Here is a 24,464-nt window from a genome sequence, read left to right on the forward strand (position 1 = left end):
AGGCGACGGCAGAGTGATGGTGCGTCAGGGTGGCCCGGTCAGATCAGGGCGGAGGGCCGGAGCCCGGCCGCCGCAAAAGGAGGCGGATCAGATGGCAAACCCGATGGACGATATTGAAGTGCAGGTGCCGGGGCGGTTGCTCGCGCTTGAGATCCTGGTCACGCTGCTGCTTCGCGAAAAGGCCAACAGCCGGAAGCTGCTCGCGGAAGCCGAGCGCCATTTGGCGAAGGTGGAAGCCGAAGCCCTGACGGAACTCTCCCCTGAAACCCGCGAACGGGCGCTGCAGATGTTCGAGGCGGCTCGGACGAGTTTCGACGTCATCAACCGGTTCGTTCGCGCATGACCACGGCACCTCAGAGATGCGCCGCCAGATCCCGCCATCGTTCGCACCAGGTTGGATTGTCATCACGCGGCCCTCTCGGCGGTATCGGTCGGCACCGGGCGCGGGACGTCAGATGGCCAGGCATGGCCTTCGGGCCAATTGTCGGAGAACCAGCGCAATGCGCGGTCGGACCGTTTGAGGGTGGGTGACGAATGACCGCGGTCGAGATCGACAAGCAGCTTCGACTCATCGAAGGCTCGCCGGCTGGCAACGGACAACGTCACACCCAGCGCCTCGCAATAGGCCTTGGCGACAGTCAGCATCTGGTCGGTCAACGTCAGCATGGCGCGACGCTATGCGGAAATTTACCCTCTCGTCAAGGCGGTATTTCCGCAGAGACGGCTTTCTCCCAGCGGGGTATTTTACCCGACATGAAGACACCGCTCGCCCTGAGGATCGAGGAGCGCCTCGAACACCTCGGCACCAACGCCACCGCCGTTTCGCTGAAAATCAGCGATAACAAGGACTTGCTCCGCGACATCATCAATGGCCGGACCAAGAACCCGCGCGCGGACACGATCCGCAAGGTGGCCTCTGGCCTGGAGTGCTCGGTCGAGTGGTTGATGGATGGCGATGGCGATCCCGTGCCACCACTATTGGAGGGTCGGCCGATACCCAACAGCCGCCCTGCCGACGTTGACTATCCCTACCGGTCCAACCTCCTAAAGGACATCGAGGTCAGGGGTACCATTGCCGGGTCGATGGCCGGCGCGTTCCAGTTCGAGGGTGGCGTAGTGGATTACGTGGCGCGGCCGCCGGGGTTGGCGAATACCAAGGGTGTCTATGCCCTCTATGTCGAAGGCAATTCGATGGTCCCGGAGCACAAGCCGGGCGAGCTGCGCTTCGTCAGCGCCTTCAAACACCCCAATGTCGGCGACACCGTCGCTATCACGGCCCGCTATACGCCCGACGGCCCCTACGAATCCTTCATCAAGACACTGGTACGCCGCTCGTCATCGAAGATCCTCGTGGCGCAGCTCAATCCGGCGGCCCAGATCGAATTCGATGCGCAATATGTCGTCAGCATTCACAAGGTGCTGACGATGAACGAACTGTTCGGGATATGACGAGGTCATCATGAAGCGCTGCTGGATTGTGTCATTTGCCTTCGGATTACTGGCAAGCGGCGCGCCGGTTCAATCTCAGACCCCGCCTTTACAGTCGGCCGTGGCGCTCAATGTCTGGACGGCAGCTGGCGCCCAGGGCGCCGGCGAACCTCTTGTCTCGCCGCACCAGATTGGCAAGGTCGTGCGAACCTGCAGCACGAACGCGACAAGCCGCTGCAGTGAAGAGCGATCGGATCTGCTGGCCGTCAGCAGGGCACTCGAGCTGTATCCTGACCGCATGTGGAAGATCGCCGATTGCCTGACGACGGGCTGCGACGGCGCCATGCCTGTCGCCCTCGGCAACGCCTGCGTGTGGTGGACGGCGACCGTCGATCTCTTTCCCGCCAATACCACGGCTTATAGCAATGAGATGAAAACCTTTACCTGCGGTCGCTCGCGCTGGACGGCTGCCGAGCAGGGCGCGATCTACGCCTCGTGGAAAAAGGCTTTTCTGGCCGGGCCGTGAAGCGGCGCGAATCACTGGGCCACGCAACGGCTCGGTTGGCATATGCGGAAATATACCCTTTAACCCTTGACAGGGTAAATTCACCCGCTTAGCGTTCCCCCATCGCAACCCGATGGAGGCGCCGCCATGCGTCACGAACGCCCGATCCCCGGCACGATCTGCCAGGCCGAGGACCTCAACACCGTTCTGCTGGAGAAACACGGCGAAGCGCTGGCCCGCAATCTCGCCGGCAAGCTGCTGCTGCATTTAGGGGTCGTCGAGAGCGATCCGATGTTGCTGATCCGCCTCGGCGGCGAGCGGCTGGAGGCGCCGCTCTCAGCGCTAATTCCCAGTCTTTCGGCTGCGGAGCTCGCGCGCTGTCTCTCCGAGCATCCGCGCGAGGCTTTCCAGACCCTCTACGTCTATCTCGATCTGCATTGGCAGTCGGTCCGGATGCGTCTTGATGTAAATCGAGCCGATGGAGCGGTCGCCTTCCCCGACGACGCCGCTCCACACAAGTTTCCGGATGCTGTCGTCCGCCATGGCGCTTCTCCCGTTGCCGATGCCAGCTTGCCCGGCCGCGCGACCGAGGTAAACCTCGTCGTCATCTCGCCCGTCGTCGCATTGCAGACGGCATTGCGGGGCGCCTATGCCGTCGAGGCGCGGGCCAAGATCGAGCCGGACGGCTTGGGCCAGGGCATCCGCGACGTCGTCATCGCCGACATGGTCGATGTGCTCGACCAGGGCCGCATCGATCGTGGCTATGCCGACATCTTCGACCTCTACCGCGCCGGCTATCACGCCGAGCTGGCCGCTTCGCTCGGCCCCCATGCCGCCAAGCTGCTCGCCGCCCGCGTCGCCGAGCGCGGCGAGGACGCAACCGTCGCCGACGGCCTGGAGGTCGCGTGATGGACGCGCTCTCCCTCACGGCCGTCGAGGCGCAGGCGCGCGCCGTCGCCATCCGCCGCCTGCAGGCCGTCGCCGACGACATGGCCTGGTTCGTCGAGAGGCTGCGCGGCGAACCCGTGCCGCCGGCGATCGCGCAGGGGCCGCTCGCCCTGTCGGCCCGGGCAGGCTGGATGCTGGCCCAGGTCGCGCTGATCCAGGCCGATGCGGGCGTGGTGTCGCCGAACATCGTCGATCGCATCTGCAATCGCGATGCCGGCCTCGACACGCCCGCGCTGCGCCGCCTGGCCCTCTCGACCCTCGAGGCCAGCCATCGCCGCCTGCGCGCGCTGCGCCCCAGCCCCTGCGAACCGCAGCTGCGCGAGGCCGCCCGATGATCCGATCTCAGGAAACTCTCGTGCCCCGTGACCAACCCGATAACCGCGGCTTGGGCGACGCGCTTGATCGTGCGGCCGATGATGGCCCGGCCGAGGCCGAGCTGCAGCGGCAGGCCGACGAGCGCAGGCGAGCCGCCAGGGAAGCAGGACGCGAACCGGGCCTGATAAAGGCGACGCGCGCGCTCTTCATCGACGCGCTCTATCGTGCCAAGGCGCTCAACGGCGACGCCGCCTTCGACATCGACGATCTCGACGATCTCGATACGGTCGAGGGGATGGCCCAACGCCTGACCGAACGCCGGCATGCTCGCGCAGGGGTCGGCACATGAAGCCCGCCACCACCGTCTCCGCGGCCGCCGCGCCCTGGCTGCCGCTCGCCTCCGGCCGGGCGCTCACGCTCGGCCGCGTCATCGAGCCCGGCACGCTCGACATCCGGCGCGACATCGCCATCCCGCTCGGCAACACCGGCCGCTTCGCCAACCAGTTGCCGAGCGGGATGCTCTATTCGGTGGCCCAGCATTGCTGCATCGGCGCCGATTTCCTCTGGGGCCAGACGCAGGACGATGCGCTGGCCATGGCCTTTCTGCTCCATGACGGGCATGAGGGCCCGCTCGGCGACCAGACCTCGCCTTTCCTCGCGGCCCTGCAGCAGGCGCTCGACGAGACGCGGCTGGCGCTGGGCGACACCGCCGGCCCGCGCCTCTCGATCCAGCGCCTGCGCCGGCAGCTCGCCGAGCCGATCGACCGCTATCTGCATGCCGAGGCCGGCCTGCCCTGGCCGCTGCCGCCCGTGCTGCGTGACCGTGTCCATTATGTCGATCTGCAGCTGCTGCTGGCCGAGCGCGACCATCTGCTCGGCCCGCAGCCGCGCCCCTGGGACGAGAAGCTGCGGCCGATCAAGCCGCTCGCCCTGAAGCACCGCATCAAGGTCCTGCCACCCGCCAAGGCCGCCGAGGCCTGGGTGACGCGCTTCGAGACCTGGAGCAGCCGTATCCACGCCGCCCGCGCGCGGGTCCGGTCCAACCCGGGCACGATCGCCGAGCTGGCGCGCGAGGCCGCCCGATGACACCGCGCCGTCAACCCAGCCGCCGCACCGCCCAGACCTTCACGCTCGCATACCAGCATATGCCGTTCACGCTGACGATCGGCCGCTTCGACACCGATCCGCAGGATGTCGGCGCCGGCGGCGGCAGCATTGCCGAGGTCTTCGTCTCCGGCCCGAAATCGGGCGAGCACATGCACGCCATCGTCCGCGACGCGGCCATCATGATTTCGCTCGCACTGCAGGCCGGCTGGCCGGTCTCGGCCCTTCAGGCCTCGGTCTCCCGCGACCAGGCCAAGCAACCCCAATCCATCATCGGCGCCGTGCTCGACGCGCTCGCAGAAGAGGACAAGGCCCCATGAGCCAGCACCCCAACGAATACCAGCCGGAGCATCTGATCCCCGGCACCGCCGTCAACTGCCGCCCGGGCGACGAGGATGTCTCCGACCTAGTCGCGTCGATCGCCGCCCACGGGCTGCTGCAGCCGCTCGTCGGCCGGCTGATCGCGGATGAATGCGTCGAGATCATCGACGGCAACCGCCGCCTGAAGGCGATCCACCAGCTGACGGCCGAGGGCCGCTGGCAGGGCTTTGTCCCGGTCATGCTGCGCGGGGACGAGCCCGACGCCGACGCCTTCGAGATCTCGCTGGCCGCCAATGTGCTGCGCAAGCCCTTGCATCCGGTTGCGGAATACGAGGCCTTCGTCCAGCTCGCCGAGCGCGGCAAGACGAACGAGGAGATCGCGGCGCATTTCGGGATCTCGCTGCGCCAGGTCGAGCAGCGCCAGGCCCTAGGCCGGCTGCACGAGGACGTCCGCAGGGCGTGGCTTGAGGGCCGCATCAATGGCGACTCCGCCCGCGCCTTCACGCTGGTCGCGCCGGCCGAGCAGGCGGCTTATCTCGCCAAGGCGACGCTGGCCTGGGAGCTGCGCTGGGACAATATCCGCCGCGCCTTCACCCGCGAATCCGTGCCGGGCACCGCGCCGATGGCGATCTTCGTCGGCGAGGAGGCCTATGTCGCAGCCGGCGGCGAACTCGTGGCCGATCTCTTCGTCGAGAAGCGCGACTTCGCCGATGCCGGCCTGCTGCATCGGCTCGCCGGCGACAAGCTGAAGGCTGAAGCCGAGCGCCTCGCAGCCAAGGAAGGCTGGGCCGAGGGCCTGACCGAGCAGGAAGCGGATGGCCATCACGGCTGGGACCGGCTGCCCAAGCCGGCCCTGCGCGACGAGGACAAGCCGGAGCGCATCCGCGAGATCGAAGCCCGCCTCGCCCAGATCCACGCCCGCCAGCTCGAGATCGAGCCGACGCTCGAAGAGGCATGGTCGAACTGCGAAGACGAGGATGACCTGCCGATCGCAGCCCGCGCGCTGCAGGAGGAGAACGACCGGCTCGATCGCGAACTGGTGCAGCTCGAGCACGAGCGCGATGACTTCGACGAGGGCGCCGCCGCCTGGCTCTCCCTGCCGGCCGAGCAGCGCGCCAAGGCCGTCGTCATCGTCCGTATCAACCGCGAAGGCGGCCTCGACGTCATCCGCGGGCACCTCAATAACAAGCGCCCCCCGGCGCCGCCCAAGGCCACCGCGATGCAGGCGCCGAAGCCCCAGCCTGCCACCGCCGGCGAGACGGCAGAGGCGTCCGAACCGGTGCGGCTCTCGGCCAATCTCCTCGACGAGCTGGCGCAGACCGCAACCATGGCAGCCGCCGAGGTTCTCGCCACCGAGCCGCGTATCGCTATGGCAGCCTTCGTCGCCAGCGCCGTCGCCTATGGCGCGCCGGTTCGGATCAACATCAACGGCCGACACGCCGGGCCCGATCTGCCCTGGCCGCTGCGCAGTTGGGAGAGTCAGAAGCTCTCCTTCGGCGCCGCTTTTCGCACGGCGTTAGCATGGGATGAGGAGACCCTGAGCCGGCATGTCGCCACGGCCATCGCCCATGCGCTAGACTTCACCAGCAAGGCCAACAACGCGAATTCGATGGAGGCGCTGAGCCCGGTCGCAGTCTCGGACCTGCGCTTTGCCCTTCCGCTCGAGGCGCATCGTGCCGCCCTGGTCGAGTGCTTCGACGCAGCCGCCTATTTCACCGCGGCCCCGAAGACCGAGGCGCTGGCCGCGATCGCCGACTGCGGCGACGAGCCGGCCAAGCACGCCAAGCTCAAGAAGGGCGACCTGGTCGCCGTCGCCACCCGCCTCGCCACGGCCCATCGCTGGCTGCCGCCGCTGCTGCGCGGCGAGATCTTCGCGGCGATCGAGACGCCGGCCGAGCCAGAGACCGCATCTGCGGATCTCGCGGCCTCGGAAGCGCATCAGAGCGCGGCCGACGCCGCTCTCGCCATCTGGCGCGACGAGGACGGTCGCATTGACGAGGGCGACGATCCCGCCGGCTTCGACGCCGCCGCCTGGTTCGGCGCGCAGAAGGCTCCGGCGATCCGCGCCGCGCTGAAGGAGATGGAGCAGCCGGCCCCGGTCGGCTGGACCAAGGCCCAGCTCGTCGACCTCGCGGTGAAGACGGCCGCCGAGAAGGGCTGGCGCCCGGCCGATCTGGCGGAGGCCGCGTAATGGAAACGCTCCGCGCCATCGATATCGAAGGCTTCGCCGGTATCACCTTCACCACCCAGGTCGGCCCGGTGCCCCAGACGCAGTGGCTCGGCCTCGACGTGCTGCGCATGGATGATCGCTACCAGCGGCCGTTGAGCCAGCGCGGCCGCCAGCAGATCCGCCGCATTGCCGAGCGCTTTCGCTGGTCCCGCTTCGCGCCCGTCATCGTCGCCCCGGTCGAGGGCGGGCTCTATGCGATCATCGACGGCCAGCACCGCTGCCATGCCGCCAGGCTGCGCGGCATCAAATCCGTGCCCTGCATGGTCGTCATCGTCGACGAGGCCGAGCAGGCCGAGGCCTTCACCGAGATCAACACGCGCCAGCTCGCTGTGCGCCCCGCCGTGCTGCACAAGGCCCGGGTCACGGCCGGCGACAAGGCGGCGCTGCGCATCCAGAAGATCTGCGACCGCGCCGGGGTCTCGATCGCCGACATGAAGGCGGCCTCCGAGATGGGCCGCGGCGAAACCCTGGCCGTCAACACGATCTACAAGCTCGCCGACCTCTACGGCGACGAGACGCTGACGGCCGCCCTCGAGGCGATCGTCAAGACCAGTGACGGCAATATCGGCATGGTCCGCGCCGGCATCATCACCGCCTACTGCGCAGTCTTCGAGTCCGATCCCGTTCTGCGCGATCATCCCGACCAGCTCGACGTCCTCGACGAGTTCGATCTGCCCGCAGCCTTCGAGCGGATGCAGGCCACGCCCGTCCAGAAGGGTGCGCTGCGCTGGCGCGTGCTGGCGACGGAGATCGAGACCTATCTGCGCCGTACCCTCAGGCTGCCAAAGGTGTCCGCATGACCCGCCGGAACGACGACTGGGCCGGATCGTCCGAATACCACCGCGAAATCCGCCGCACCCGCCTGATCCAGTTCGGCGCCGGTGTCATCGCCATCTGCTGCTTTGCGCTGGTTTTCGCTGTCGTCGCCAGGGCCGAGGCGGTGGACGGCAACCGGATCGTCGTGATCGACGGCGACACGGTCGCCCTGCCCGGCAACCCGGCCGAGCGGATCCGCATCTACAACATCGACGCGCCCGAAACGCGCAACGCCCATTGCGAAGCCGAACTCACGGCCGGCCTGAAGGCGAAGGAACGCCTCGCCCAGCTGCTGCGCGGCGGCCCGGTCACGGTCGATCGCTGCGAGCCTTCGGGCCGCTGCACGGACCCCTACGGCCGCACCCTCGCCCGCCTCTCGGCCGGCGGCCGCGATCTCGGCGGCGTCCTCGTCTCGGAAGGCCGCGCTCTGCCCTGGTCCACCGGAGCCGCCGCCCGCGCCGCCCGGACAGCCTACTGGTGCGGAGCGCAGTGATGGCCAGGAGAAAGGCACAGGCCGAGCAGCGCGAGCCGAACCGCGAGGAGTATCGCCAGTGGTGGCAGCAATCGATCGCTCGGAACAAACGGCTTGAGACAGAACTGGCGCTGGCAAAGGTCACGATCGAGGCCCTCGCCTACACGCTGGCCTATCGCGATCGCCACCCCAACGACATTCACCACGACAACGACATCCCCTTCTGATGGAGCGAGATCGTGACTGACCACACCGGCATCGAATGGACGGACGCGACCTGGAATCCCGTCGTCGGCTGCAGCCTCGTCTCGCCAGGCTGCACCAACTGCTACGCCATGGGCCAGGCCGCCCGCATCGTCCGCTGCGCGGCGGGCCTTAACCGCGCATCGACCTATGACGGCACGGTCGAGACGGTGAAGGGCAAGCCGGTCTGGACCGGCAAGGTCGCTCTGGCCTCCGACGCGACGCTGACCCAGCCCCTGCGCTGGAAGCGCCCGCGCCGCATCTTCGTCAACAGCATGGGCGACCTCTTCCATGAGGACGTGCCCGACGCATGGATCGACCGCGTCTTCGCGGTGATGGCGCTGACCCCGCAGCACAGCTACCAGATCCTGACGAAGCGCAGCACGCGGATGCGGGGCTATTTCGAGAAGGTGCGCCACGAAGGCGGCATCTGCGACAGCATGTCGATCATCTGGCAGCGGGCGGTCGAGATCGCGACAGAACGCAATCTGATGGCCAACTATCAGCCGCAGCTTCGCGTTCTCCCCAATGTCTGGCTCGGCGTCAGCGCCGAGGACCAGCGCCGCGCCGACGAGCGCATCCCCGATCTGCTGGCGACCCCGGCCGCGATCCGCTTCGTCAGCGCCGAGCCGCTGCTCGCGCCGATCGATTTCGAGGCCGCGTGGCACGGCGAGAGCGCGCTCGACAGCGAATGCTGGGGCGACTGCGCATGGTGCGAGAAGGGGCACCCGCCTCTTTACAATTGCCAGCGCGGTAAGGGCGATTGGGAGCGGGGGCGCTCCGGCCTTGATTGGGTGATCGTCGGCGGCGAGAGCGGCCCGAACGCCCGGCCGATGCACCCCGGCTGGGCGCGCGCGATCCGCGACCAATGCGCCGCCGCCGGCACGGCCTTTTTCTTCAAGCAGTGGGGGGAGTGGCACCCGGATGGCCAAGGCTTTTCCGGCATCAGCAATACCGGCAGCGCCATCGCCCTGGAGGATGGCACCATCGAGATCGGCGGAGTCGACATTCCGCTCGATCGCTGCGCCGATTCCGATCTTGGGGAAACAGGCCTCTGGAAAGTCGGCAAGGCCCGCGCCGGCCGCCTCCTGGACGGCGTGACGCATGACGCGATGCCGGAGGTTCGTCATGGGTGAGGCGAAGCGGCGGGGACTGCTCGGCAGCCAGGCGCGCCCCATGCCCAATCTGGCGCAGTTTCTCGGCGAAAGCCGGGGAGAGCAGTTCGAAGACTATGTCGCCGAGATGGCCCGCAATCAGGCCTGGGCCGACACGGCCGCCACGGCTGAAGAGCGCATCATGGTCCGGCTGCTGCGCGTCATGGGCATCGCAGCGATAGAAGGGCTGCGGGAGGCGGAGGCGGCGGAGGGCGGCGACTTCGTTGGCGCGATCCTTCAGCTCGCCCGCGTCATGGGGCACACGGCGCTTTGCGCCACCGCCGGCGCATGTCGCGAAGACACGCCCTGGCGCGAGCTGGCGACCATCCTGATCGAGGAGTTCCGCTTCGGCGCCGATGCGGCGGCCGACCAGCTGGAGCGGCAGCGGGAGGCCAGCCATGGGTGAGATTCAAGCCTCTCTCCCGCTGCCGCAACCGACGAGATGGTCCCGGCCGAAGGGCAAGCACGCCTGCGGTCGCGACCCGGCCGCCGGCCCCGGCTCCTGCTACCATTGGTGGGACGGGTGCCCGCGCGCCGAGAAACGCGGCTGCTATCTGCACTGGCGGCGGGAACAGCAGCGGCAGGCCGACCTCAACACGGCACTCGCGCGATGACCCGGCTCCCGCTCTTTGCATTGTTCGCCCTGGTAGCTGCCGCCGGCTTCGGCGCGGTTGAGATGCTTCGCGCCCTGGCCCCGACCATGCCGGACGAGATGCGCGGCTTCGTCGCCGCCTGCCTGGCGATCGCCGCCGGCGCCATGGTCGTCGACAAGGTGACGGCATGACCAACCCCATCCGCCTTCAGCTCTCGCGCCGCAAGGGCTTTGACCTGCAAGCCCTGTCGCAGGCCAGGAACGGCTTCGATGCGGTCAACGTGGCTCGCCCATCGATCCTCGGGAATCCGTTCGTCGTCGGCAAACACGGCACAAGGGCCGAATGCGTCCGGCTGTTCCTCGCAATCTGCGACGGCCTGGTGCCGCTCACCCTGGGCGACGGCGTCTTCGAAGCCGCCCGTGCCTATCCTTATGTCGTCGAGGCGCAGACCCGGCGGCTGAGGGCCAAGAACCTCGCCTGCTGGTGCCGGCTGCCGAAACCCGGAGAGGCCGATCTCTGCCACGCCGCCGTGCTGCTGGGTTGGGTCAACAACGACGATGTCGAGACCCGCCGCGCCGCCCTGCGGCCGATCTGCGAGGCGGTGCGCTGATGCCCCGCGCCCGGCTGATCGCCGATCTCACGCCGGCCGAGGTCGCGGCGGCGCTGGGCTATGACAGCGCGCGAGCCTTCAACGAACGGATGGCGGATTATCTCAAGCGCGGCTTCCCGGCGGCAGACCCTATGACCGGCCGATTCGACCCTGAAGCCGTCGAGCGCTGGCGCCGATCACGCGCGCCGCACCTCTTCCCGGAATTGACGATCGCCCCCGCCGCACGCAACGCTGCAACCCTGGCGGCGGAGCGGAGACAGCGCAAATGGGGCACGGCGTGAAGATCCCCTATTCCCCGGTCAAAAACGGCAAGCGCTACTGGCAGCCGACGAAGGCGATGCAGGAGCAAGGTTTCCTGCCGAAGCCGCTCGGCCGGGACGACGACCGCAGCCGCAAGGTCGCGCTCGGCCTGTATGAGGCCTGGCTCAAGGTCCTCAACAATGAAGAGCACCCGCCCGTCTCGAAAGACGCCTCCCGCGAGGTCGCCGAGGCGGCACGCCGCTACCCTCCCCGGTCGATCGGCGAGGCCTTCCAGCGCTGGATCCGCACAGAGGAATGGCGGGCCATCCCCTACAGCACCAGGACGAAGGTGCTCTGGCCGGCCTGGTACCGCGTTCGCGATGCCTGGGCCGAGGCCGACCCCGACACGATGACCTTCGAGTTGATCTCGGAATGGCGCAAGGAACTGGTCGAGGATCACGGCGTCGGCGTCGCCCACAAGACGCTGAAGTTCTGGCGCAAGCTCTGGAAGATCATGCGGGCGCTGAAGGTCGCCAGGGGCGACGACCCGTCGCTCGGGATGCGGAACAAGGCGCCGGCGCCGCGCTGGCAGACTTACAGCGAGGGCGAGGCGGTCATCCTGGTCAAGCGCGCGATTCGGGCACGCCAACTCCAGCTCGCCTGCATCATCGCGGTCACCTGGGACACCCTGTTCTCACCGGGCGATGTCCGCCTTCTCGCCGGCAAGCATGTCGCCTACCGGAAGCAGGGCCGGCGCAAGGCCCTGTTCTTCGATCGCACCGAGGATGGCCGCATCAAGACTGGCAGGGCGGCGATCGGGACGGTCGGGCCACGAACGCAACGGCTCTGCGAAGCCGTCTGGCAGGGCGTCGAGCACCTTCCCGATGGCTATGTCTTCCGCAAGCCCAACGGCCAGCCCTTCCGCGATCACGAGCTGGCGAAGGCCTTCGCCGCGATCCGCGACCCGGGCGACGATCGCCAGCTGCGCGACATGAGGCGCTCGGGCAGCGGCGAGGCCAACGCCAGCGGGGTGTCAAACCCGGGGCTGCTCTCGGCGAAGCTCGCCAACAGCATCCAGACCTCCAACGCACTGCACAAGACCTATGCGCCGGTCGACCACGACGCCGTCATCGAGTTCGACAAAGCCCGGCTGGCGGGGCGCCAGAAGCGCAGGGCCGGGAACGAATAATGAAACCGAGTTGGAAAACAGCACCCCTCTTCCAACTCAATACGGCCGACAAGGGCGGCTAAGCCCTTGATAAGTTGGCGAGCCCGGCTGGATTCGAACCAGCGACCAGCAGCTTAGAAGGCTGCTGCTCTATCCATCTGAGCTACGGGCCCGCAAGCGAAGGCATCGTCCCCTTCGCCTGTCTCATCAAAGGCTCAGGCCCAAGCCTGCGCCTGTCTCAGGAATTCAATGCGTCCACTGTCCCAGACGCGAGAACTTGAAATTGTCGGAATAGGCCACGGTGCGGCGTTGCGGCTCGTTGGGCTGCTCGACACGATAGGCGATGCCGTTGCGGGTGGCATAGGCCACGGCCTCCGCCTCGCTGTCGAACCAGAGCTTGAGCTGGCTCTTCATGTCGCCCGACGACGTCCAGCCCATCAGCGGCTCGATCTGGCGCGGCTGCTCCGGCTCATATTCGAGCAGCCAGCGCTCGGTCTTGGCGGTGCCCGACTGCATGGCTGTGCGGGCGGGGCGGTAGATGCGTGCGGTCATGGCTCTCGCTTGCCCTCACCTGAAATCCTGGCTCGCTAGCGGTTCGCATAAGCGAATCCAGCGACACCGAAAATGGTCGGGGCACCAGGATTCGAACCTGGGACCCTCTGCTCCCAAAGCAGATGCGCTACCGGGCTGCGCTATACCCCGACGTGGTCATTCCGGCGAGCCGGTTGGCTATCACGTCCGGCCGCCTTGCCGCAAGCGAAAGCCCGGGCGGCTCAGCGTTTGAACAAGGGATGCTCGATGCGATCGCCCGGCTTGATGCCGAGCGTCCGGCTAACGCCGCCATTGATCTCCAGCACCGACAGCACGGGCTCGCCTGAGGGAATCGTGCGCTGCGACAAGGGCTCGGTGTTCTCGGCGATCCTGGCGATGGTCCCGTCGGCGCGGATGAACAGCATGTCCAGCGGGATGAAGGTGTTCTCCATCCACATCGCGACCGGCTCGACGCGCGCGAAATCAAACAGCATGCCGCGATCGGCGGGCATGTAGCGGCGATGCATCAGCCCCCTCGCCCGCTGCTCGGGCGTGCGCATGACCTCGACCTGGAAGGCGTGGCGCTTGTCGGCGCTGACGATCGCCAGCGTTTCCAGCGCCGCGGCCGGTGCGGCGGGAGTCGCCTGCGCCAGGCGCAAGGGCTGCGACGCGCTCGGCACGGGCGCTGCGAGGGCCGCCGCGAAGGCCAGGCCGGCCGCTGCGATGCAGGCGGCGGGGAAACGGGTCTTGGCCTGCATCGGTCTCGGCTCCATCCGTGTCGGCTTCATGCGTGTGATCCTGCAAAGCTATGATGGCGGAGATGGCGAATCTGCGACAGATACCGGCCAAGCGCGGCCAGGGGTCAAGCTTTTCGTCCGCGGGCGGAAGCGGCGGCGTCTTTCCTTCCCGGCCCGGTTGCGGCAGGGTCGCCGCCACAGATCAGGAGACCATCATGACCGCAGCGCGCCTTCGCCATCGGTTCAGCGCCGCCATTGCCCTCACCGCGCTGGCGCTTGTCCAGCCCGTCGCGGCCGCCGATTTCCAGCTCGACAATGTCCGCCTCGATTTCGGGGCAGTGGTGATCTCGGCGCCCCGGCTGATGGTCAAGGGCTCGTCGCTGGAGCGGGAGGCCTTCCGCGCGCTGCTCGACACCAGGAGCAGCGAGAGCGCGGTCGCCCGCATCGACCGCCTGAACGCGAGCGAGATCACCGCGCCCGAACTCGTCTTCGAGCACAGCCTGGGCCAGCAGAAGCAGGCCACGACCTATCGCGACGTCCGGTTCTCGGCGATTCGGGACGGCGTCGTCGGGCGCGGCGAAGCGGCGGGCGGCACGCTCAGCGGCGAGAACCCGCAATCGGGCAAGATCACCGGCACGCTGCAGCGCATGGGCTTCGAGGGGCTCGACCTGCGGCAGACCGCACGCGTGATGACCGAACGCGCCACGCCTGGCGGCAACGAGCCGGCCCGGCCGCTGGTACGGCGCTTCGAGCAGGACGGCTACACCGTCGACATGGGCGCGGCCGGCCAGGTCAGCCTCGGCAAGATGATCGGGCGCGATTTTGGCGCCCGCGTCGGCGAGGAGCCGCTGGGCGAGGTCTTCAACCGCGCGATGTCGCTGGCCGCGGAGGTCGCCGCCAGCGAGACCAAGCCCGGCTCGACGAGGCCTGGCTCGACAAGGCCTGGCGCCGCCAGGCCAAACCCGACGACCGGCGATGCGGAGAAGCGCATGGGCGAAGCCCTGCTCGCGCTCTACGATCGGATCGACTACGGCAGCGGCGACATCCGCGACATGACGATGACCGTGGTCGACCCCACGCCCGCAGGCAGGCCTGGCGTCAAGCCCGAGCCCGTCACGGTCAAGATCGCCCGCATCGCCTATGGCGACGACGCGGCGGCGAAGTCGGGTTTTTCGGTCGAGGGGCTGCAGTTCGCCGGCGGCGGTGCCAAGGGGCTGATCGATTCGATCAGCTATTCCGGCTTCTCCTACGGCCCGGTCATCAAGGCCTTGCGCGAGGATCTCGCCAGGCCGTCTGCCGGGGCGGATGCGTTCGACTGGCGGCGCTACATCCCGACGCTCGGCACGATGCGCCTCGCCGGGCTTTCGGTCGACGCCCCGCCGATGCTGCCGGGCGGCCAGCCGATCAAGATCGGGCTCGGGACGTTCGAACTGAAGGCCGGCGAGCAGCTCAACGGCATTCCCACCAGCCTCGTCGTGACCGTCGACAAGCTTCTCGCGCCGATCTCCGAAGGAACGGGCAATCCCGCCGCCCGGGACCTGATCGCCATGGGCATCCGCTCGCTCGACCTCTCGGCCAAGATCGATCTCGCCTGGGAGGCGGCGCGCAATGAACTCGCCATCCGCCAGATCGCGTTCGGCGGCGCCGGGCTGGCGCGGCTGGAGGCGTCCGCGACGCTCGGCAACGTCACCAAGGATCTGTTCTCCAACGACATGGCGCTGGCGCAGGTCGCGGCGCTGGGTGCGACCGCGCGCGGGCTGACCGCCAAGCTCGAGAATTTCGGGCTGGTCGAGAAGCTGATCGCCAACGAAGCCCGCAAGGCCGGCCGCAGGCCCGACGAGATGCGCCAGCAATTCGCGATGATCGCCAGTCTCGGCCTGGCCTCGATCCTCGGCCCCTCCGATGCCGCCAAGACGCTGACGGCGGCGGTGTCGCGTTTCGCCGCCAAGCCCGGCACGCTGACGCTCGACGCCCGGGCGAAGTCTGCCAGCGGGCTTGGCCTGGCCGACGTCATCACCATCACCGATCCCACCGAACTGCTCGACAAGATCGATCTCAAGGCCGATTCGCAGTGACGACCGTGACGGACCCGGCCGGGCTCCTCCCACCGGAGGACGCCGGCTGGCGGCCGGGCCCGCTCGTCGCCTGGTGGGCGGGGCTGGCGCCTGCGGCCAACAGCTTGCTGCGCAAGCGCTTCAACCCGGACAACCAGGCGCGTCTCCACCTGGCCAAGCTCATTGCGCGGCGGCCCGGTCAGATCGCGGTCGGCGCCTGGACCTATGGTCGGCCCAAGGTGCGCTTCGCCGAAAGCGGTGCCCGGCTGACGATCGGCCGCTACGGCTCGATTGCCGATGGCGTCGAAATCCTGCTCGGCGGCAATCATCGCACCGACTGGGTGACGACCTACCCCTTCCCGGCGTTGCCCGGCCTCTGGCCGGAAGCCGCGGGTGTCGGCGGCAGCCATATGACGCGGGGCGACGTCACGATCGGCCATGACGTCTGGCTCGGCTCGCAATGCATGGTGCTGTCGGGCGTCAGCATCGGCACCGGCGCCGTCGTCGCGGCGCGTGCGGTGGTGACGCGCGACGTGCCACCCTACGCGATCGTGGGCGGCAACCCGGCGCGGGTGCTGCGGCAGCGCTTCGACGAGGCCCAGGTCGCGGCTCTCCTGGCCAGCCGCTGGTGGCTGCGGCCGCGCGATGAAATTGCAGGTTTTCTGCCGGTTTTGATGTCGAGCCGCGTCGATGATCTTCCCTCTCCGGTCGGCGCCGAGGAAGGCTCAACAACATCGGGCTCGACGTGACGACGTGCCGCTGAGAAATTTCAATTGTATATTCAGAAACAATTGACCATTGAAATCGACGCGCCGCTGGGGCGCGCTGACAGTGGCGTTGTTCATGCATGCATCGGCCTACGACAAGGCTTGCGTTTTTCGGGGCGCCTATCTTTCCGGTTGTGAAGCCACCCCTTTGACCGTCCTCGACGTCGGCTCCGCCACGGTCGATGGGCAAAGCCTGGCCAATCGTTCGGCGATGGCCAATCCGGACTGGCGGATGATCGGGCTCGATATCGAGCCGGGCCACAATGTCGATGTCGTCGTGGCCGACCCTTATGATTGGCGCGAGATCGCGAGCGGCTCGATCGATGTCGTGACCTGCTCGGAGGTGTTCGAGCACGCCGAATATTTCTGGATCACGATCCTCGAGATCACCCGGGTGCTGAAGGGCAACGGTCTGGCTTTCATCACCTCGCCCGGCGGGGGGCCGCGCCACCGCTTCCCGGTCGATTGCTGGCGCTTCTACGACGATGCCTTTCCCGCACTCGCGCGTTATGCCGGGCTGAACCTGCTCGAAGCACAGGTCCAGTGGGTTCCCGCCTATCGCAAGGGAATCCAGTGGCGGGATTCGAGCGCCGTCATGCAAAAGCCCGTCCAGGACACCGAGGGTGCCTTCGACGACGCTCTGCGCCAGACGATCGGCAAGAGCCTGCGCGCCGCAAAGCCGGCCATCGAGGAGGTCTTGGCCGTCATGGGCCGCAACAGCGCGACGGACGTGGTCGGCGCGATCAGCGCGATCGGCCCCCAGACGGGGCTGAACGCCTTCGCGGCGCGAGAGGCGGACCTGCTCGCTTCAGGAAGCACGCTGCTGAAAAAGACCCGGCTGGTGCTGCGGCAGATGCGCGAAATCAGGCGCATCATCGTGACGCCGCTGAAGGACCTTCACCTCTAGCGACGGATCGCTGGATCCAGCGCAAGCGAGCTGGCGATCAGCCGCCGTTTGAGCCCCAGCGCCGGCTCCTCGACGAGGATCCAGGACAGATAGGCCACGACCAGCGTGACGGCGAGCCCGGGCCAGAACAGGGCGAAGGCGCCCCATTCCGGAAACAGCGCCTGGCCCGCCTGCTGCACCGGCCAGCCATAGAGATAGACGCCATAGGAGAGATCGGCCGGTGGCTCGGTGCTCCGTTGCGTCAAGGCGGGCGCAAGCGCCAGCACCAGCACGCCCCAGGCCGTGACCAGATAGAGCGCAGGCTTGTAGAGCGGCGTCGGCGACAGCACGACGAGCCCGACCAGCGCGAGGGCCAGCCCCGGAAGCGAAACGGGAATCCGCGCGCGGAAGAGATAGATCAGCCCGCCGACGAGGAAGATCAGCGGCAAGCGCAGTGCCGTCTCGATGCGTTTGGGGCCGTCAGGGGCAACGATCTCGCGCAGAATCGTCGCTGCCAGCAGGGCGATCCCCAGCGCGAGCACCAGCCTGGGCCGCCCCTGCAGACCCAGCAAGCCCCCCAGCACCACCCCGAGATAGCAAATCGTCTCGTATTTCAGGGTCCAGACCGTGCCCATCGGAAAGGGCAACGGATTGTCCTCGAAGACGCCCGGCAGCGCCGCCGCGCTCTTGAAGGTCGTCAGGGTGCCGGTGATGAAGCGGTGAAGCTGCGGATCGGCGAGATAGGCGCCGAGATCGAGCTGCGTCATCGCGGCGCCCAGGCCCAGCGAGACCAGCAGCGTCGCGGCGATCAGGCCCGGCGCAATCCGCAGGCTCCGTGCCAGCAGATAATCGCGCCAGCCGCGCCGGTCATAGCTCATCGTCACCAGGAATCCCGAGATCGCGAAGAAGCCGTTGACCGCATGTTCGCCCAGGGTGAAGCCGGTGGTCTGGGCCCAGGGCTCGTCCTCGACGCGACCCGTCGCGACGCTGAAGGCATGGGAGACCACCACCGCGAGCGCCAGGATCAGCCGCAGCAGGCCGAAATTGTTATGCGGGCGCGCCATCGCCTCGCCGACGCTGAGACCCGAAAACCCGTTCACGCCGGTGCCTCCAGGCCCTCGCGTTGGGTGGCGCTCAGACCGCGCCGCCAGGCCAGCGCCCCGGCCGCGGAGCCGGCATGGGCGAACATCTTCTCACGCCTGAACAGCATCGCATATCCGGCCGCCTTGGCGAGGTTTTCGAGGATCCGGGTCAGGCCCGGCCGCGGCAGACCGTATTTGGCGGCGACATAGGCTTCCGACCAGGCGAGGTGCCAGCGCGCCTTGAAGCGGCGCGCGGCCGAGGGGGCGGTCGAGCGTCCCCGGCCATGCCCGGCCTCGGCGCCATGGACATGAACGAGCGCATGGCCGGTATCGCGCAGGCGCCGGCAGAGATCGTCGTCCTCATAGAACAGGAAGATCGCCGGATCGAAGCCGCCCAGCGCCGCAAACACCTCGCGGCGGATCAGCAGGCAGGCTCCCGACAGGAAGGGCAGGCAGGCGTCGCCCTCGGGGATCGCCATCGCTCCGGCGCGGTTGAGATGGTCCGGTGAGAGCAGCGAGCGCGGCTGCAGGAAGACGCGGCCCGAGGGCTCGACGATGCGCGGCGCCAGAACAGCGGCATCAGGATAGCGCTCGGCCGCCTCAAGCAGCGCGATGACGGCGCCGGGCCGGATCGCAACATCGGGGTTGACGATCAGAACGAAAGGGGTGGCGCTGGCGGCGACGCCCCGGTTATTGGCGCGGCCATAGCCTTCGTTGCGGCGGTTGACGAGAACGGTCGCGCCCTGCGTGCGGGCGATCTCGGCACTGTTGTCGCCGCTGGCGTTGTCGACCACGATCGCAGGCACGCCCTCGGCAGCCAACGCGGCCAGGCAGGCCGGGAGCACCTCGGCACTGTCATAGGTCACGACGATGGCGGTGATCGGGCTGGCGGTGGACATCGGCGCCTTGTGGCCGCGTTGGCCGATCTGACGCAAGCGAAATTCAGGGCCGGGCCAGCGCCGCGACATCGCGTTGCACGGCAGCGCGCTCGGCGGCGTCGCAGGCGCGCGGCGCCTTGTAGGACTTCACGGCGAAAGCGGCGTTGGCCATGGTAAAACGCTGGCGCTCGGCGCGGGACAGCCGGGCCAGCACATGGCCGCGATCGACCCTGACGCCGCAATCATAGGCGCGCGAGACCCGGGCGGCGGCGAATTCCGGCGTGCCGGGCACGGGTCCGGTCGTGGTGCAGGCGCAGAGGCCGAGCAGAAGCGGCCAGGCAAGACAGTGTTTCGGCAAAGCCATCGCGGTCGAACGTGCGGCTCAGAACGCGCTGAAATCGCCGGCGCGAACCTGGGTCATCTTCTCGCGGACGGCCGCGCGCTCGTCGGGCGCGCAGGCCTGGGGCCTGATGCCCTGGTTGATCGTCTGCGCCTCGGACACGGTGACATAGGTCGAGCGGGCGCTGGCGAGCTGCTCGGGCGTCGCGCCGCGGGCCTGTTCGGCGGCGATGAAGCGCTCCAGCGTATTGGCGCGCGGCGCCCCGGCCCGGCAGGCGACCGAGCGCGAGACCAGGCTGGCGAGCTCAGCCGCGCGCGAGGCGCTGGGATTGGCCGGGCCGGAGACGCAAGCCGCAAGCGGCAGCGCGACAAGGCCGACGAGCGCGAGCGGCCGTGCGAGGAACGGGACGATCATGGCGATGTCAGCTATTCTTCTCGGGGGCGTTGATGCGCAGATGCGCCTCGCGCAGCTGCTTCGGCGAGGCCTCGGCCGGCGCACCCATCAGCAGATCGACCGCCTGCTGGTTCATCGGGAACAGCGCGACCTCACGCAGGTTGGTGGCGCCCGCGAGCAGCATGATGATCCGGTCGACGCCGGCCGCCATGCCGCCATGGGGCGGCGCGCCGTACTGGAAGGCGCGGTACATGCCGCCGAAGCGCTCGATCACCGTCTCCTCGCCATAGCCGGCGATCTCGAAGGCCTTCACCATCGCCTCGGGCTTGTGGTTGCGGATGCCGCCCGACGCCAGCTCGAAGCCGTTGCAGGCGATGTCGTACTGGAAGGCTTTCAGCGAGAGCGGATCTTCCTCGGTCAGCGCCTTCAGCCCGCCTTGCGGCATCGAGAAGGGGTTGTGCGAGAAGTCGACCTTCTTCTCGTCCTCGTTGTACTCGAACATCGGGAAGTCGACGATCCAGGCGAAGGCAAACGCGTTCTCGTCGATCAACCCAAGCTCCTGGCCGACCTTGTTGCGGGCCGCTCCGGCGAATTTGTAGAACTTGTCGGGGTTGCCGGCGGCGAAGAAGCAGGCGTCGCCCGGCTGCAAGCCCATCTGGGCGATGATCGCAGCGACGCGCTCGGGCCCGATGTTGTTGGCGATCGGCCCCTGCCCTTCGCCATCTTCCTTGATCATCAGATAGCCGAGACCCGGCTGGCCCTCGCCTTGCGCCCATGAGTTCATCCGGTCGCAGAAGGCGCGCGAGCCGCCCTTGGGGCCGGGGATGGCCCAGACACGGTTCTTCTCGTCCTCGAGGATGCGCGCAAAGACCTTGAAGCCGGAGCCGCGGAAATGCTCCGAGACGTCCTGCATCACCAGCGGGTTGCGCAGATCCGGCTTGTCGGAGCCGTATTTCGCGATCGCCTCGGCATAGGGGATGCGCGGCCAGGTCTTGGTGACGGACTTGCCGTTGCCGAACTCCTCGAAGATGCCGGAGATCACCGGCTCCATCGTGGCGAAGATGTCTTCCTGCTCGACGAAGCTCATCTCGACGTCGAGCTGGTAGAATTCGCCCGGCAGCCGGTCGGCGCGCGGGTCCTCGTCGCGGAAGCAGGGCGCGATCTGGAAATAGCGGTCGAAGCCCGCCATCATCAGGAGCTGCTTGTACTGCTGCGGCGCCTGCGGCAGCGCGTAGAACTTGCCGGGATGCAGGCGGCTCGGCACCAGGAAGTCGCGCGCGCCTTCCGGCGATGAAGCGGTCAGGATCGGGGTCTGGAATTCCGAGAAACCCGAGGCCTTCATGCGCGAGCGCATGGAGTCGATGACCTTGGTGCGCAGCATGATGTTGGCGTGCAGCTTCTCGCGGCGCAGATCGAGGAAGCGGTACTTCAGCCGGGTGTCCTCGGGGTATTCGAGATCGCCGAAGACCGGCATGGGCAGTTCGGCGGACGCGCCGAGAACCTCGATGCCGGTGGCAAAGACCTCGACGGCGCCGGTCGGCAGATTGGCGTTCTCCGTGCCGGCGAGGCGCGCCTTGACCTTGCCGTCGATGCGCACGACCCACTCCGAGCGCAGCGTCTCGGCCTCGGCGAAGGCCGGCGAATCCGGATCGATCACGACCTGCGTCATGCCGTAATGGTCGCGCAGGTCGATGAACAGCACGCCGCCATGGTCTCGAATGCGGTGGCACCAGCCGGAGAGCCGGACCTGGGAGCCGATGTCGCCCTCGCGAAGGGCGCCGCAGGTGTGGGAACGATAGCGATGCAAGGTCACGGGACGGGTCTCTTCGGCTCGGCGAAAGGGCCGCGCAGAGCGGCCGATTGATCTGCGCGTAAGCACACGCGGGCGCGCGCCTTGTCAAGGATTCAGCCCGATTATGCTGGATGCGGACTCGACGGGGGGGCATCCGCTCCGGTAAGCCCGAAGCATGAACCTGATCACGACCACTGCCGACCTCGCCGACGCCTGCGCGCGCTTCGCCAGCCACCCTTTCGTCACGGTCGACACCGAGTTCCTGCGGGAGACGACCTATTATCCCAAGCTCTGCCTGATTCAGATTGCCTCGCCCGACGAGGCCGTGCTGGTCGATCCGCTGGCTGTTGATCTCGATCTCGCCCCGTTCTTCGGGCTGATGACCGACCAGGCCGTGGTCAAGGTCTTCCATGCCGCGCGGCAGGATCTCGAGATCGTCTGGATGCTCGGTCGGGTGCTGCCGACGCCGCTCTTCGACACGCAGGTGGCCGCCATGGTCTGCGGCTATGGCGACTCGGTCGGCTATGAGCAGCTCGCCAACGATCTCGCCAAGGCGCGCATCGACAAATCCTCGCGCTTCACCGACTGGTCGCGCCGGCCGCTCAACGAGGCGCAGCTGGTCTATGCCGAGGCCGACGTCACCCATCTGCGCGACATCTATCTGGCATTGAAGGCCGATCTCGAAGCGACCGGCCGCGAGGCCTGGGTCGCGGAGGAGATGGCGGTGCTGAACTCTCCCGGCACATACGAGGTCAAGCCGGAGAATGCCTGGCTGCGGCTCAAGGGCCGCATCCGCAAGCCGAAGGAACTCGCCGCGCTGATCGAACTCTGCGCCTGGCGGGAGCGCGAGGCGCAGCACCGCGACGTGCCCCGCCAGCGCGTTCTGAAGGACGATGCGCTGATGGATATCGTCGCGCGCGCGCCGCGCTCGGTCGAGGCGCTGGCGGAACTGCGCTCCGTGCCCAACGGCTTCGAGCGCTCGCGGTCGGGCAGCGAGGTTCTGGCGGCGATCGAGCGCGGTCTGGCGCTCGACCCGAAGACCCTGCCCCGGCTGGAGCGCGAGCGCGGTCGCGGCGGCAATGGCGCCGTGCTCGACCTGTTGAAAGTGCTGTTGAAGGCTGTGGCCGAGGCCGAACGCGTCGCCCCCAAGATCATCGCCTCCTCCGACGATCTGGAGGCGATCGCCTCCGACGACGACGCCGATGTCCCGGCCCTGCAGGGCTGGCGGCGGGAGGTTTTCGGCGACAAGGCCCTGGCGCTCAAGAGCGGCGAACTGGGCTTGCGCGTCGTGCGCGGCCGGGTCGTCGTCGGCTGATGACCGACGGGCGATCTCTCGCCCGCATTTTCAGATCCGGGCGATCTCGTACTCGCGGCCGAGCAGTTTCGCGAGCTGCTTCAGGCGGCCGATGACGCGGTCGCTCGCCAGCGGGCCGAGATCGGCCGGAAGGCGAAGCACCAGCCGGCCGGCGACACAGGTCGCGGGCATCCGCGGCAAAAGCCCGGACATGCCGGCCGAGAGCAGATAGGCCACCCGGAAGATCGCGGCGAGCAGGATCGCCCGGTCGAGGATCGGCGGGGGCAGCAACGCGCGCAGCGCCAGCGCGGCCGGCGACGAGGACTTCAAGCCGGCATAGCGGTGGAAGATCGCCAGCGCCAGAAAGGCACGCCCGACATGGTCGATGCCGGTAAAATAGGCGTGGGCGATGACGTTCATGCTCTGCTCGCCGCGGTAATCGGGATGGGCGCGCCAGCCGATATCGGAGAGCAGGCAGACCGACTCGATCAGTCGCGGCGACGGCTCGTCCCCCGCCAGCCCGGCGGTCTCCAGGATGGCGCGGCTCCACGCGACCAGTTCGGCGGCATGGCGCGGATCGCGCGCCCGCAGGTGGTTGTAGTCGCGTGCCGCGCGCAGCAAAGGGTCGGCCGCGCGCTCCTGGGGCGAGAGCTGTTCATGCAGCAGGCCCTCGCGCACCCCTTGCGCCGAGATGATGACGGCGCGCGGCTTGCCGCGCTTGATCAACTCGTCGAGGACGAGTGCGCCATAGGCGAGCAAGGGGCGCCGGGCCGAGGAGACCGAGTCGATCGCCTCGAGCCCCGTCAGATCGACCCGCTCGATCTGCTTGACGAAGTCGGCGATGTCCTTCGCCGGCAGCGTGTAGCCATGCATGACGTTGAGCGGATATTTCACCTGCCGCTGGTGCAGCGTCGCCAGCGCGCGCCAGGTGCCGCCCACGGCGTAGAAATCGCGCCCCTTCATCGCGGCGATCTGGGGCAGCTTGTCGAGTTCGTCCTTGACGATCCTGTCGGCGAGGCGAAGCGAATTCTTCGAGCGGTCGAGCAAGGCCAACCCACCGAGCGGGACGCTCGCGCCCTCGCCGACGCGCTCGCGCGACACCTCGATCAGCTCCAGGCTGCCGCCGCCGAGGTCGCCGACCACGCCGTCGGGTTGATCGAAGCCCGAGAGCACGCCCAGCCCCGACAGCATCGCCTCGCGGTCGCCCGAAATCACCTCGATGGGCTGTCCGATCGCCTCCTCGGCGCGGGCGATGAAGTCCGGCCCGTTGCTGGCGTAACGCGCGGCGGCGGTGGCGATGACGCGGATCTCGCCGACGTTCATCGCCTCGCACAGGATGCGGAAGCGGATGAGCGCGGCGATGGCTTTTTCCATCGCGTCGGTCGCGAGCTGCCCGGTCGTAGCGACCTGGCGCCCGAGCCCGGCCATCTCCTTCTCGTTGAAGACCTGCGCCGGGGCGCGCGCCACCATCTCGTAAACCACGAGGCGCACCGAATTGGAGCCGATGTCGACGATGGCCAGCGTGCCGGCGCCGAGCCCGAGGCGGCCGGGGGCGTTCAACAC

31 protein-coding genes and 2 tRNA genes are annotated in these 24,464 nt (G+C 68.1%); 22 read left to right on the forward strand and 11 right to left on the reverse strand.

Features of this window, described 5'->3' with window-relative positions:
• The first annotated feature begins 91 nt into the window (after window positions 1-91).
• Window positions 92-343: a hypothetical protein gene (locus Q8S38_RS03085; RefSeq protein ID WP_305678962.1), complete on the forward strand. Its 252-nt coding sequence runs from the start codon at window positions 92-94 to the stop codon at window positions 341-343.
• A gap of 62 nt (window positions 344-405) precedes the next feature.
• On the opposite strand, the gene Q8S38_RS03090 is transcribed toward Q8S38_RS03085, so the two are convergent.
• The gene (locus Q8S38_RS03090) at window positions 406-666 is read right to left on the reverse strand and encodes a hypothetical protein (protein ID WP_305678963.1); all 261 of its coding nucleotides are present in this window, start codon (window positions 664-666) and stop codon (window positions 406-408) included.
• Window positions 667-753: 87 nt separating this feature from the next.
• Between Q8S38_RS03090 and Q8S38_RS03095 the strand changes: the two genes are divergently transcribed.
• The 17 genes from Q8S38_RS03095 to Q8S38_RS03175 all read left to right on the forward strand — a co-directional run bounded on the left by Q8S38_RS03095 (window position 754) and on the right by Q8S38_RS03175 (window position 12,168).
• Window positions 754-1,449: a LexA family transcriptional regulator gene (locus Q8S38_RS03095; protein ID WP_305678964.1), complete on the forward strand. Its 696-nt coding sequence runs from the start codon at window positions 754-756 to the stop codon at window positions 1,447-1,449.
• A gap of 10 nt (window positions 1,450-1,459) precedes the next feature.
• Window positions 1,460-1,954 (forward strand): hypothetical protein, encoded by a 495-nt coding sequence (locus Q8S38_RS03100; protein WP_305678965.1) that lies wholly within the window; start codon window positions 1,460-1,462, stop codon window positions 1,952-1,954.
• 126 nt (window positions 1,955-2,080) lie between these two features.
• The gene (locus Q8S38_RS03105; RefSeq protein WP_305678966.1) at window positions 2,081-2,842 is read left to right on the forward strand and encodes a hypothetical protein; all 762 of its coding nucleotides are present in this window, start codon (window positions 2,081-2,083) and stop codon (window positions 2,840-2,842) included.
• A complete protein-coding gene (locus tag Q8S38_RS03110; RefSeq protein ID WP_305678967.1) occupies window positions 2,839-3,216 on the forward strand; it encodes a hypothetical protein in 378 nt (125 codons plus the stop codon). Before Q8S38_RS03105 ends, Q8S38_RS03110 begins: the two co-directional genes overlap by 4 nt.
• A gap of 50 nt (window positions 3,217-3,266) precedes the next feature.
• Complete coding sequence (locus tag Q8S38_RS03115) at window positions 3,267-3,545, forward strand: hypothetical protein (RefSeq protein WP_305678968.1); 279 nt, start codon at window positions 3,267-3,269, stop codon at window positions 3,543-3,545.
• A complete protein-coding gene (locus Q8S38_RS03120; protein WP_305678969.1) occupies window positions 3,542-4,282 on the forward strand; it encodes a hypothetical protein in 741 nt (246 codons plus the stop codon). The genes Q8S38_RS03115 and Q8S38_RS03120 overlap by 4 nt, the downstream gene beginning before the upstream one ends.
• Window positions 4,279-4,620 (forward strand): TSCPD domain-containing protein, encoded by a 342-nt coding sequence (locus tag Q8S38_RS03125; RefSeq protein WP_305678970.1) that lies wholly within the window; start codon window positions 4,279-4,281, stop codon window positions 4,618-4,620. The genes Q8S38_RS03120 and Q8S38_RS03125 overlap by 4 nt, the downstream gene beginning before the upstream one ends.
• Window positions 4,617-6,812, forward strand: coding sequence for a ParB/RepB/Spo0J family partition protein (locus Q8S38_RS03130; protein ID WP_305678971.1), 2,196 nt, complete (start codon window positions 4,617-4,619; stop codon window positions 6,810-6,812). The genes Q8S38_RS03125 and Q8S38_RS03130 overlap by 4 nt, the downstream gene beginning before the upstream one ends.
• On the forward strand, window positions 6,812-7,651 hold the full coding sequence (locus Q8S38_RS03135; RefSeq protein WP_305678972.1) for a ParB/RepB/Spo0J family partition protein: 840 nt from the start codon (window positions 6,812-6,814) through the stop codon (window positions 7,649-7,651). The genes Q8S38_RS03130 and Q8S38_RS03135 overlap by 1 nt, the downstream gene beginning before the upstream one ends.
• Window positions 7,648-8,160, forward strand: coding sequence for a thermonuclease family protein (locus Q8S38_RS03140; RefSeq protein WP_305678973.1), 513 nt, complete (start codon window positions 7,648-7,650; stop codon window positions 8,158-8,160). The genes Q8S38_RS03135 and Q8S38_RS03140 overlap by 4 nt, the downstream gene beginning before the upstream one ends.
• Window positions 8,160-8,366, forward strand: a complete 207-nt coding sequence (locus tag Q8S38_RS03145) for a hypothetical protein (protein WP_305678974.1) — start codon at window positions 8,160-8,162, stop codon at window positions 8,364-8,366. The genes Q8S38_RS03140 and Q8S38_RS03145 overlap by 1 nt, the downstream gene beginning before the upstream one ends.
• Before the next feature lie 12 nt (window positions 8,367-8,378).
• Window positions 8,379-9,518 carry a DUF5131 family protein gene (locus tag Q8S38_RS03150; protein WP_305678975.1) on the forward strand — a complete coding sequence of 380 codons (1,140 nt, stop codon included), beginning with the start codon at window positions 8,379-8,381 and terminating at the stop codon, window positions 9,516-9,518.
• The gene (locus tag Q8S38_RS03155; protein ID WP_305678976.1) at window positions 9,511-9,942 is read left to right on the forward strand and encodes a hypothetical protein; all 432 of its coding nucleotides are present in this window, start codon (window positions 9,511-9,513) and stop codon (window positions 9,940-9,942) included. The genes Q8S38_RS03150 and Q8S38_RS03155 overlap by 8 nt, the downstream gene beginning before the upstream one ends.
• On the forward strand, window positions 9,935-10,150 hold the full coding sequence (locus Q8S38_RS03160; RefSeq protein WP_305678977.1) for a hypothetical protein: 216 nt from the start codon (window positions 9,935-9,937) through the stop codon (window positions 10,148-10,150). The genes Q8S38_RS03155 and Q8S38_RS03160 overlap by 8 nt, the downstream gene beginning before the upstream one ends.
• A gap of 166 nt (window positions 10,151-10,316) precedes the next feature.
• The gene (locus Q8S38_RS03165; RefSeq protein WP_305678978.1) at window positions 10,317-10,739 is read left to right on the forward strand and encodes a DUF4326 domain-containing protein; all 423 of its coding nucleotides are present in this window, start codon (window positions 10,317-10,319) and stop codon (window positions 10,737-10,739) included.
• Window positions 10,739-11,020 (forward strand): hypothetical protein, encoded by a 282-nt coding sequence (locus tag Q8S38_RS03170; protein WP_305678979.1) that lies wholly within the window; start codon window positions 10,739-10,741, stop codon window positions 11,018-11,020. The genes Q8S38_RS03165 and Q8S38_RS03170 overlap by 1 nt, the downstream gene beginning before the upstream one ends.
• Window positions 11,005-12,168 (forward strand): hypothetical protein, encoded by a 1,164-nt coding sequence (locus tag Q8S38_RS03175; protein ID WP_305678980.1) that lies wholly within the window; start codon window positions 11,005-11,007, stop codon window positions 12,166-12,168. Before Q8S38_RS03170 ends, Q8S38_RS03175 begins: the two co-directional genes overlap by 16 nt.
• 75 nt (window positions 12,169-12,243) lie before the next feature.
• Here the strand turns inward: Q8S38_RS03175 and Q8S38_RS03180 are convergent.
• From Q8S38_RS03180 to Q8S38_RS03195, 4 genes are all read right to left on the reverse strand, one after another.
• Window positions 12,244-12,320 (reverse strand) — tRNA-Arg (locus Q8S38_RS03180).
• 73 nt (window positions 12,321-12,393) lie between these two features.
• Window positions 12,394-12,699 carry an ETC complex I subunit gene (locus Q8S38_RS03185; RefSeq protein ID WP_305678981.1) on the reverse strand — a complete coding sequence of 102 codons (306 nt, stop codon included), beginning with the start codon at window positions 12,697-12,699 and terminating at the stop codon, window positions 12,394-12,396.
• Between the two features lie 73 nt (window positions 12,700-12,772).
• Window positions 12,773-12,849 (reverse strand) — tRNA-Pro (locus tag Q8S38_RS03190).
• A gap of 71 nt (window positions 12,850-12,920) precedes the next feature.
• Window positions 12,921-13,466, reverse strand: coding sequence for a DUF192 domain-containing protein (locus Q8S38_RS03195; RefSeq protein ID WP_371125819.1), 546 nt, complete (start codon window positions 13,464-13,466; stop codon window positions 12,921-12,923).
• Between the two features lie 164 nt (window positions 13,467-13,630).
• Here Q8S38_RS03195 and Q8S38_RS03200 point away from each other — a divergent pair, with 164 nt between their 5' ends.
• The 3 genes from Q8S38_RS03200 to Q8S38_RS03210 all read left to right on the forward strand — a co-directional run bounded on the left by Q8S38_RS03200 (window position 13,631) and on the right by Q8S38_RS03210 (window position 17,143).
• A complete protein-coding gene (locus Q8S38_RS03200; protein WP_305678982.1) occupies window positions 13,631-15,490 on the forward strand; it encodes a hypothetical protein in 1,860 nt (619 codons plus the stop codon).
• A gap of 104 nt (window positions 15,491-15,594) precedes the next feature.
• A complete protein-coding gene (locus Q8S38_RS03205; protein ID WP_305678999.1) occupies window positions 15,595-16,218 on the forward strand; it encodes a CatB-related O-acetyltransferase in 624 nt (207 codons plus the stop codon).
• 166 nt (window positions 16,219-16,384) lie between these two features.
• Window positions 16,385-17,143, forward strand: a complete 759-nt coding sequence (locus tag Q8S38_RS03210; protein WP_305678983.1) for a class I SAM-dependent methyltransferase — start codon at window positions 16,385-16,387, stop codon at window positions 17,141-17,143.
• On the opposite strand, the gene Q8S38_RS03215 is transcribed toward Q8S38_RS03210, so the two are convergent.
• From Q8S38_RS03215 to aspS, 5 genes are read right to left on the reverse strand one after another with little or no spacing between them, the layout of a single operon-like run.
• Window positions 17,140-18,222 carry an acyltransferase family protein gene (locus Q8S38_RS03215; RefSeq protein WP_305678984.1) on the reverse strand — a complete coding sequence of 361 codons (1,083 nt, stop codon included), beginning with the start codon at window positions 18,220-18,222 and terminating at the stop codon, window positions 17,140-17,142. The two genes, Q8S38_RS03210 and Q8S38_RS03215, sit on opposite strands and share 4 nt — an antisense overlap.
• Window positions 18,219-19,103, reverse strand: coding sequence for a glycosyltransferase family 2 protein (locus Q8S38_RS03220; RefSeq protein WP_305678985.1), 885 nt, complete (start codon window positions 19,101-19,103; stop codon window positions 18,219-18,221). The genes Q8S38_RS03215 and Q8S38_RS03220 overlap by 4 nt, the downstream gene beginning before the upstream one ends.
• A 43-nt stretch (window positions 19,104-19,146) precedes the next feature.
• Complete coding sequence (locus Q8S38_RS03225) at window positions 19,147-19,446, reverse strand: hypothetical protein (RefSeq protein WP_305678986.1); 300 nt, start codon at window positions 19,444-19,446, stop codon at window positions 19,147-19,149.
• A gap of 18 nt (window positions 19,447-19,464) precedes the next feature.
• Window positions 19,465-19,836 carry a hypothetical protein gene (locus tag Q8S38_RS03230; RefSeq protein ID WP_305678987.1) on the reverse strand — a complete coding sequence of 124 codons (372 nt, stop codon included), beginning with the start codon at window positions 19,834-19,836 and terminating at the stop codon, window positions 19,465-19,467.
• A gap of 7 nt (window positions 19,837-19,843) precedes the next feature.
• Window positions 19,844-21,622, reverse strand: a complete 1,779-nt coding sequence (gene aspS, locus Q8S38_RS03235) for an aspartate--tRNA ligase (RefSeq protein ID WP_305679000.1) — start codon at window positions 21,620-21,622, stop codon at window positions 19,844-19,846.
• A 160-nt stretch (window positions 21,623-21,782) separates the two neighbouring features.
• On the opposite strand from aspS, the gene rnd reads away from it, so the two are divergent.
• Window positions 21,783-22,922: a ribonuclease D gene (gene rnd, locus Q8S38_RS03240; RefSeq protein WP_305678988.1), complete on the forward strand. Its 1,140-nt coding sequence runs from the start codon at window positions 21,783-21,785 to the stop codon at window positions 22,920-22,922.
• Between the two features lie 30 nt (window positions 22,923-22,952).
• On the opposite strand, the gene ppx is transcribed toward rnd, so the two are convergent.
• Entirely contained in the window at window positions 22,953-24,464 is a 1,512-nt protein-coding gene (ppx, locus tag Q8S38_RS03245) for an exopolyphosphatase (protein ID WP_305678989.1), read from the reverse strand.

The organism is Allobosea sp., assembly GCF_030695125.1.
In the GTDB taxonomy this organism is placed as follows: domain Bacteria; phylum Pseudomonadota; class Alphaproteobacteria; order Rhizobiales; family Beijerinckiaceae; genus Allobosea.

Bases quoted from the DNA above. Each gene is read 5' to 3' on its own strand.
- Q8S38_RS03085 (WP_305678962.1), top strand. From the start codon at position 92: ATGGCAAACCCGATGGACGATATTGAAGTGCAGGTGCCGGGGCGGTTG.
- Q8S38_RS03090 (WP_305678963.1), bottom strand. From the start codon at position 666: ATGCTGACGTTGACCGACCAGATGCTGACTGTCGCCAAGGCCTATTGC.
- Q8S38_RS03095 (WP_305678964.1), top strand. From the start codon at position 754: ATGAAGACACCGCTCGCCCTGAGGATCGAGGAGCGCCTCGAACACCTC.
- Q8S38_RS03100 (WP_305678965.1), top strand. From the start codon at position 1,460: ATGAAGCGCTGCTGGATTGTGTCATTTGCCTTCGGATTACTGGCAAGC.
- Q8S38_RS03105 (WP_305678966.1), top strand. From the start codon at position 2,081: ATGCGTCACGAACGCCCGATCCCCGGCACGATCTGCCAGGCCGAGGAC.
- Q8S38_RS03120 (WP_305678969.1), top strand. From the start codon at position 3,542: ATGAAGCCCGCCACCACCGTCTCCGCGGCCGCCGCGCCCTGGCTGCCG.
- Q8S38_RS03125 (WP_305678970.1), top strand. From the start codon at position 4,279: ATGACACCGCGCCGTCAACCCAGCCGCCGCACCGCCCAGACCTTCACG.
- Q8S38_RS03130 (WP_305678971.1), top strand. From the start codon at position 4,617: ATGAGCCAGCACCCCAACGAATACCAGCCGGAGCATCTGATCCCCGGC.
- Q8S38_RS03135 (WP_305678972.1), top strand. From the start codon at position 6,812: ATGGAAACGCTCCGCGCCATCGATATCGAAGGCTTCGCCGGTATCACC.
- Q8S38_RS03140 (WP_305678973.1), top strand. From the start codon at position 7,648: ATGACCCGCCGGAACGACGACTGGGCCGGATCGTCCGAATACCACCGC.
- Q8S38_RS03145 (WP_305678974.1), top strand. From the start codon at position 8,160: ATGGCCAGGAGAAAGGCACAGGCCGAGCAGCGCGAGCCGAACCGCGAG.
- Q8S38_RS03155 (WP_305678976.1), top strand. From the start codon at position 9,511: ATGGGTGAGGCGAAGCGGCGGGGACTGCTCGGCAGCCAGGCGCGCCCC.
- Q8S38_RS03160 (WP_305678977.1), top strand. From the start codon at position 9,935: ATGGGTGAGATTCAAGCCTCTCTCCCGCTGCCGCAACCGACGAGATGG.
- Q8S38_RS03165 (WP_305678978.1), top strand. From the start codon at position 10,317: ATGACCAACCCCATCCGCCTTCAGCTCTCGCGCCGCAAGGGCTTTGAC.
- Q8S38_RS03170 (WP_305678979.1), top strand. From the start codon at position 10,739: ATGCCCCGCGCCCGGCTGATCGCCGATCTCACGCCGGCCGAGGTCGCG.
- Q8S38_RS03175 (WP_305678980.1), top strand. From the start codon at position 11,005: ATGGGGCACGGCGTGAAGATCCCCTATTCCCCGGTCAAAAACGGCAAG.
- Q8S38_RS03185 (WP_305678981.1), bottom strand. From the start codon at position 12,699: ATGACCGCACGCATCTACCGCCCCGCCCGCACAGCCATGCAGTCGGGC.
- Q8S38_RS03195 (WP_371125819.1), bottom strand. From the start codon at position 13,466: ATGAAGCCGACACGGATGGAGCCGAGACCGATGCAGGCCAAGACCCGT.
- Q8S38_RS03200 (WP_305678982.1), top strand. From the start codon at position 13,631: ATGACCGCAGCGCGCCTTCGCCATCGGTTCAGCGCCGCCATTGCCCTC.
- Q8S38_RS03220 (WP_305678985.1), bottom strand. From the start codon at position 19,103: ATGTCCACCGCCAGCCCGATCACCGCCATCGTCGTGACCTATGACAGT.
- Q8S38_RS03225 (WP_305678986.1), bottom strand. From the start codon at position 19,446: ATGGCTTTGCCGAAACACTGTCTTGCCTGGCCGCTTCTGCTCGGCCTC.
- Q8S38_RS03230 (WP_305678987.1), bottom strand. From the start codon at position 19,836: ATGATCGTCCCGTTCCTCGCACGGCCGCTCGCGCTCGTCGGCCTTGTC.
- rnd (WP_305678988.1), top strand. From the start codon at position 21,783: ATGAACCTGATCACGACCACTGCCGACCTCGCCGACGCCTGCGCGCGC.